Genomic DNA, 6,000 nt, shown 5'->3' with positions numbered 1-6,000 from the left:
CACGTGGGGAAGACGCGTCCGGGCCCGCGCCGAGCCGCCGTGAGCGTTTGTGCCCTCGGCCGGGCGTGCCTGATGCCTGCCCCGATGCGGCGCGCACCCTCAGGTGAGGCCGTCCGCCCGAGCCGTGCTGCGGACCGGCGCCCTGGAAGCTGTCCGTCGGTCGGCAGGTGATCGGGTCAGCCCGCCAGGGCCGAGCGGAGCCTCGCCGCGACCTCGGCCGCCTCGGCGTCGTCGCGGTAGCAGGTCCGGGGCCAGAAGAAGCCCCGCAGACCGTCCTTGGGGTTGCGTGGCACCACATGGACATGGAGATGCGGGACCGACTGGCTGATCCGGTTGTTGGCCGCGACGAAGGAGCCCGCAGCGCCCAGGGCCCCCTCCATCGCCTTCGCCACCCGCTGCACCACCGCGAAGAACGGCTCCAGCAGGTCCACGGGCAGGTCGGCCAGGGTCTCCAGATGGACCGCCGGCACCACCAGGGTGTGCCCGGGGAAGAGCGGACGCCGGTCCAGGAACGCCACCGTCCGGTCGTCGCGGTGGACCACATGCGCCGCTGCGGAGTCGGCCACCACGGCGCAGAAAACGCACTCCATCCCCCGATTCCAGCGCACTGCGGGGCCGTCCGCACCCCGGCCCGCACCGTGTCGCCCGCATCTCCCTCCGCACCCCGGCCTGCGCCGCCACCCGTGTCCCTGCCCGGGACGCGAGTCCGACCGCTGTCCGGCCCGTCCGGAACCTTTGTACGCATCGCCGCCTCCTGACCGAGCGGGAACCCGACAGGGTCCCGACCGCGCCCCAGGAGGCAGAACGATGACCACCGGTACCGCCCAGCCCGACACCGCCAACCACCCCATGCCGACCGCGCCCGGGGTCACCCACCGCTGGGTCACCGCCGGGGGTGTCCGCTTCCATCTGGCCGAGGCCGGTGCCGGCGGCGACCCGCTGCTCCTGCTGCACACCTTCCCGCAGCACTGGTACGCCTGGCACCGTGTGTTGCCGCTCCTGACCCGCGACCACCGGTTGATCTGCCCCGACCTGCGTGGTGCAGGCTGGTCCGACGCCCCGTCGCACGGCTATGACACCGACACCCGGGTCGCCGACATCCTGGCGCTGCTGGACGCCATCGGCCTGGACCGGGTCGGACTGATCGGCCATGGATGGGGTGGCTGGCTGGGCTTCATGCTCTGTCTGCGCGACCCCGGGCGCTTCACCCACCACCTCGCCCTCAACTCCATCCACCCGTGGCCGCTGCACCGCCGGCTGGCGCCCAACGCCTGGCGGTACTGGCACACCGCGCCGCTGGAGACACCCCTGGTCGGCCGTGCGGTGCTGCGTCACCTGCCCGGCTTCACCCAGGGCCTGCTGCGCCGGCGTACCGCCGACCCGTCCGTCTGGACCTCGCAGGAGCTGGAGGAGTACGCCCACACGGCCGGACGGCCCGGTCATGACCGCGCAGGGGAGTTGCTCAACCGCGCCTATGCGCTGCATGACATACCCCGCCTTGTGCGCGGTCACTACAAGCAGCTGAGGCTCACCACGCCCACGGTGCTGCTGGCTGGTGAGCGCGATGTCACCCTCCCACCCGCAGTGATGACCGACCCAGGACGGTATGCGGAGGAGTTGCAGATCCGAATAGTCCCCGGGGTTGGTTCCCATCTGCCGCAGGAGCAGCCGGAGTTGATCGCGGAATCCGCCCGAGCTTTGTTCCGGGGCTGACCGACGGGTGTGGCGGCCTGCGGCGGCCCGGTGGCGGTGGCCGCCGCCGGCTGTGGTGGCCCGTCCGGGGTCCGGTGTCGGGGTGTGCCGGCCCGCTGGGGGACCGGTGTCGGGTTGCGGTGGCCTGCTGGGGGACCTGAGGCGGTTGCGCTGGCCTGTCCGGGGTCCGGTGTCGGGTTGCGGTGGCCTGCTCGGGGACCCGAGCGGGTTGCGCTGGCCCACTGGGGGTCCGGTGCCGGGTTGCGGCGGCCTACGCGGCGACCCAAACCGGTTGCGCCGGACCAGTGCCCGTCAGTACCGAGGGGCGGCCGCCCGGCGGCGTCAGCGCCGCGCTGCCGTGCGCCGCCGCACCCGCTCCACCATCCGCCCGATCCGTACCGCCCCCACGGCCCGCAGCACCGCCGCGACCGGTACCAGCCCGGCTGTGCGTACACCGCCCAGCACCGCGAATCTGGTGCCCGAGCCCTCGGCCACCGCTGCCATCCCGCCTATCACCAGCGGGCTCTGCATCAGACACCAGCCGTACTCCAGCACCACCTCGAAGTCGGCCCGATGGCCCAGTGGTCCCACCGCCACCGCCCGCAGCCGCGACCCGGAGTCATCCATCAGCCGGAACGACCGCACCGAGGGCACCAGATGCGGCAACTCACCCTCCAGATCAGCGGCCACCGCCCACACGCCCTCGGGCGGAGCGTCGATGAACCCCTCCGCGAACATCCCGCCCCTGACCCCGGCGGCCAGCACCCGCAGCCGCCGCACCGGATCCATCTGCTGCATCCCCGCCGCCTCGCCACTCATCGCTGCCACGCCTTCCGGAAGCCCTCCCGTGCGCGGTGCAGCCGGGACTTCACCGTGCCCAGGGAGACACCCAGCACCGCGCTGGCCGTCCGCTCGTCCAACCCCTCCACCTCCCGCAGTACCAGGATCGCCCGATGGTCCGCCGGCAGCCGCCGCAGCACATCGTGCACATCCCCGGCGAGCTGAGGATCGCCCATGGCCGGCCGGTCGTCCCACTCCGCCACCGGGGTCTCCCGGGCGGTCCGGCGCGCCACCCGCACCGCCTCCCTCAGGGTGACCGTGCGGACCCAGCCGTAAAGCGCCGCCGGGTCGTTCAGTGAGCGCAGCCCCCGGAAGACCGCGACCAGTGACTCCTGCACCGCGTCCGCCGTGTCGGTCTGCGCGATCGGGCGGCACAGCCGGGTCACATAGGGCGTCAGCAACCGCAGCAGCTCGTCCATGGCGAGGACGTCGCCGTGCTGCGCGGCAGGCAGCAACTGCGCGGCGGCCTCCCACGGTGGTGCGGTCGACTCCTGTGTGCGGCCCATCGCGCCCCCTTCCTGTGCCGTCCCACCTACAGAGGAGCCCGGATGGCCAAAGGTTCCCAGCGGTCCGGAAATCCGTTGCACACCCCGGTCCCGGCGTGGGTAGATGGGGCCGCGCCCGGAAGACGGGCCCCGGAGCGGGTGAAGGGAGGCGGAAGCCATGCGGGTCGAGCAACGACGAGTGCGCCGGTACGGTGCCGTTCGCTCCCCTGGGTTCCGCCGCGCCCTGCCCTGTCAGGGGTCCCGCCGGCGGTAGTACGCCGACCGCGCCACTCCGCACCTGCCGACCGCTGCCGTCCGCCCCGGGCGGCACACCAGCGGTGCACGGACTTCCCGAGCCATGCCGGACGGATGCATGGCACTGCCAGTCGAGCAACCGACCATGGAGGTCGAACCGGTCATGTCGTACACCGAGGTACCCGGTGTCCGGGTACCGATCCGCATGTGGACCGATCCGGCGGCCGTCGAGGGCGCGGCCATGCAGCAGCTCCGCAACATCTCCTCGCTGCCCTGGATCAGCGGACTCGCCGTGATGCCCGACGTCCACCTGGGCAAGGGGGCCACCGTCGGCTCCGTGATCGCCATGGAGGGTGCGGTCTGCCCGGCCGCGGTCGGCGTGGACATCGGCTGCGGAATGAGCGCGGTCAAGACCTCGCTCACCGCCCGTGATCTGCCGGACGACCTCTCCCGGCTGCGCTCCCGCATCGAGGAGGCCATCCCGGTCGGCCGCCAGGGCCATGACGACCCGGTCGACCCCGGTCGGCTGCACGGCCTGCCCACCGCGGGCTGGGACGACTTCTGGCAGCGCTTCGACGACCTGGCCCCGTCGGTGCGTTTCCGCCGGGAGCGGGCACTGTCGCAGATGGGGTCGCTCGGCGGCGGCAACCACTTCATCGAGGTGTGCCTGGACACCGCCGGCGCGGTCTGGCTGATGCTGCACTCCGGGTCACGCAACATCGGCAAGGAACTGGCCGACCATCACATCGGGGTGGCCCGCTCACTGCCGCACAACCAGGACCTGGCCGACCGCGACCTGGCGGTCTTCATCGCGGACACCCCGCAGATGGCCGCCTACCGCTCGGACCTCTTCTGGGCACAGGAGTACGCCAAGAAGAACCGGTCGATCATGATGGCGCTCTTCCAGGACGTTGTCCGGCGGGAGTTCCGCAGGGCCAAGGTCACCTTCGACCAGGTGATCTCCTGTCACCACAACTACGTCAGCGAAGAGGTCTACGACGGCCGGGAACTGCTGGTCACCCGGAAGGGAGCGATCAGGGCCGGCTCCGGCGACTACGGGATCATCCCGGGTTCGATGGGCACGGGTTCGTACATCGTCCGCGGCCTCGGCAACGCCGCGGCCTTCAACTCGGCCTCGCACGGGGCCGGCCGGAAGATGAGCCGCACGGCCGCCAAGAAGCGCTTCACCACCCGTGATCTGGAGCTGCAGACCAGGGGAGTGGAGTGCCGCAAGGACAGCGGTGTGGTGGACGAGATCCCCGGCGCCTACAAGCCGATCGAGAAGGTCATCGAGCAGCAGCGCGACCTGGTCGAGGTGGTGGCACAGCTCAAGCAGGTCGTCTGCGTGAAGGGCTGAGTCCGCGGGCGCGGGACGGAACCCGTCCCAGCGGGGCCGTCCTTCGCACCGGAGGCCGGTGGTCGGCAGCCCGGGGCCCATGGCCGGCGCTGTGCGAGCGAGCCGGAGGCAGGGGCGCGGTGCCGACGGTGCTGCAGGGCGGGCCGAGAGGGGAGTCGCCTCTCGGCCCGCCTCACCGTGTCGACCGCACGTCGCGCCCGCCTGCCCGGGTTCGGCGGACGCAGTCGAGCCGAGCTGGTCGTGACGGTCCGTTCCGGTCCGGAGCGGGAGGGCTTCCTCCGCTCCGGACGGGCCCCTCGCGGCGGGTCCGTCCTACTGCTTGGTGATCCTCGTGGGACGGACGACCAGCACGACCCGGCGCTCGGCGTCACCCACCGGGCGCTGGTACTCGAGGCCGTACCGCGTGGCCAGCACATCGAAGAAGTCGCCGTCGGGGTCCGGGTCGACGCGCTCGACGACGCCGCGGACCTCCAGGTAGCGGTAGGGCTGCTCCGGGTCGTTGACGGAGACGGCGACGTGCGGGTCCTTGACCGTGTTGAGGTGCTTGCGGCGGTCGGTGGTCGTGGTGAAGCGCAGGAACTCACCGTCCCAGATCGTCCAGACGGGGTTGACCTGGGGAGCACCGTCCGGCCCGATGGTGCCCAGGTGGACGAAGAGGGGGCGGGTCAGCAGATCGAGATGACTGTCGGGGATCATGGAAGGACGCTATCAAAGCATTGATGGTCGCCAAGGGTGGAACGACAGAAAAAGCTTGTATGTTCCCAGCCATGACGATGCCCCCGGAGGAACGCCTCGGCTCGCACCTCAAGCGCGCCGAGCAGGAGCTGATGGCCGCGAAGACCGCGGCGGTACGGCCCGCCGGGCTCACCGTTCCGCAGTACGCCGCACTGCTCGCCCTCTCGGGCAGCCCCGGCATCTCCTCCGCGGGACTGGCCAGGGCCTGTCTGGTGACACCGCAGGCGATGACCGTGCTGCTGCGGAACCTGGAGGAGGCGGGTCTGGTGGAGCGCAGCCCCCACCCGTGGCACAAGGGGTTGCTGGAGATCCACCTCACGGAGAGCGGCCGCGGTGCACTGGCACGGGCGGACGGGCGAGCGGTGCTGGTGGAGCGGGCGCTGGCTGAGGAGTTCTCGCCGGAGGAGCGGGACCGGCTGGTCGACATGCTCGGCCGCTGCGCACGGGTGCTCAGTACCTTGCGGTAGTCCTGCGGCGGGTCGGGCCGCGGCCTCCGGCTGGAAAGCGCCCGGGCGGCGGCGTCCCAGGGCCCGGCGGCGCTTCGTCCGGGGTCACCTCCCGGGCGGGCGGTTCCGGTGCTGCCGCGCCCTCCGCTGCCGGCTCGCCGTCCCCACCGCCCGAGGCGGCACTCGGTCG

General features: G+C 72.1%; 7 protein-coding genes. 3 read left to right on the top strand and 4 right to left on the bottom strand.

Annotation, left to right across the window (positions count from 1 at the left end):
* Positions 1 to 176 precede the first annotated feature (176 nt).
* On the bottom strand, positions 177 to 590 hold the full coding sequence (locus AOK09_RS05180; protein WP_055585918.1) for an HIT family protein: 414 nt from the start codon (positions 588 to 590) through the stop codon (positions 177 to 179).
* 217 nt (positions 591 to 807) lie between these two features.
* Between AOK09_RS05180 and AOK09_RS05175 the strand changes: the two genes are divergently transcribed.
* On the top strand, positions 808 to 1,713 hold the full coding sequence (locus AOK09_RS05175) for an alpha/beta fold hydrolase (RefSeq protein WP_055585917.1): 906 nt from the start codon (positions 808 to 810) through the stop codon (positions 1,711 to 1,713).
* 321 nt (positions 1,714 to 2,034) lie between these two features.
* On the opposite strand, the gene AOK09_RS05170 is transcribed toward AOK09_RS05175, so the two are convergent.
* Positions 2,035 to 2,511: an SRPBCC family protein gene (locus tag AOK09_RS05170; RefSeq protein ID WP_157875805.1), complete on the bottom strand. Its 477-nt coding sequence runs from the start codon at positions 2,509 to 2,511 to the stop codon at positions 2,035 to 2,037.
* Positions 2,508 to 3,038: an RNA polymerase sigma factor gene (locus AOK09_RS05165; RefSeq protein WP_055585915.1), complete on the bottom strand. Its 531-nt coding sequence runs from the start codon at positions 3,036 to 3,038 to the stop codon at positions 2,508 to 2,510. Before AOK09_RS05165 ends, AOK09_RS05170 begins: the two co-directional genes overlap by 4 nt.
* 397 nt (positions 3,039 to 3,435) lie before the next feature.
* Between AOK09_RS05165 and AOK09_RS05160 the strand changes: the two genes are divergently transcribed.
* The gene (locus AOK09_RS05160; RefSeq protein ID WP_055585923.1) at positions 3,436 to 4,629 is read left to right on the top strand and encodes an RtcB family protein; all 1,194 of its coding nucleotides are present in this window, start codon (positions 3,436 to 3,438) and stop codon (positions 4,627 to 4,629) included.
* Between the two features lie 312 nt (positions 4,630 to 4,941).
* On the opposite strand, the gene AOK09_RS05155 is transcribed toward AOK09_RS05160, so the two are convergent.
* Positions 4,942 to 5,325 (bottom strand): PPOX class F420-dependent oxidoreductase, encoded by a 384-nt coding sequence (locus tag AOK09_RS05155; RefSeq protein WP_055585914.1) that lies wholly within the window; start codon positions 5,323 to 5,325, stop codon positions 4,942 to 4,944.
* 71 nt (positions 5,326 to 5,396) lie between these two features.
* Between AOK09_RS05155 and AOK09_RS05150 the strand changes: the two genes are divergently transcribed.
* On the top strand, positions 5,397 to 5,831 hold the full coding sequence (locus AOK09_RS05150; RefSeq protein ID WP_245687123.1) for a MarR family winged helix-turn-helix transcriptional regulator: 435 nt from the start codon (positions 5,397 to 5,399) through the stop codon (positions 5,829 to 5,831).
* The last annotated feature ends 169 nt before the right edge of the window (positions 5,832 to 6,000 follow it).

The organism is Peterkaempfera griseoplana, assembly GCF_001418575.1.
In the GTDB taxonomy this organism is placed as follows: Bacteria; Actinomycetota; Actinomycetes; order Streptomycetales; family Streptomycetaceae; genus Peterkaempfera; species Peterkaempfera griseoplana.
Note: the sequence above shows the minus strand (reverse complement) of the source record. Positions and strands in the feature narration are given on the sequence as shown.

What these genes read in the sequence shown, in the direction of transcription:
- AOK09_RS05180 (WP_055585918.1), bottom strand. Translation starts at nt 590, where the DNA reads ATGGAGTGCGTTTTCTGCGCCGTGGTGGCCGACTCCGCAGCGGCGCAT.
- AOK09_RS05175 (WP_055585917.1), top strand. Translation starts at nt 808, where the DNA reads ATGACCACCGGTACCGCCCAGCCCGACACCGCCAACCACCCCATGCCG.
- AOK09_RS05170 (WP_157875805.1), bottom strand. Translation starts at nt 2,511, where the DNA reads ATGAGTGGCGAGGCGGCGGGGATGCAGCAGATGGATCCGGTGCGGCGG.
- AOK09_RS05165 (WP_055585915.1), bottom strand. Translation starts at nt 3,038, where the DNA reads ATGGGCCGCACACAGGAGTCGACCGCACCACCGTGGGAGGCCGCCGCG.
- AOK09_RS05160 (WP_055585923.1), top strand. Translation starts at nt 3,436, where the DNA reads ATGTCGTACACCGAGGTACCCGGTGTCCGGGTACCGATCCGCATGTGG.
- AOK09_RS05155 (WP_055585914.1), bottom strand. Translation starts at nt 5,325, where the DNA reads ATGATCCCCGACAGTCATCTCGATCTGCTGACCCGCCCCCTCTTCGTC.
- AOK09_RS05150 (WP_245687123.1), top strand. Translation starts at nt 5,397, where the DNA reads ATGACGATGCCCCCGGAGGAACGCCTCGGCTCGCACCTCAAGCGCGCC.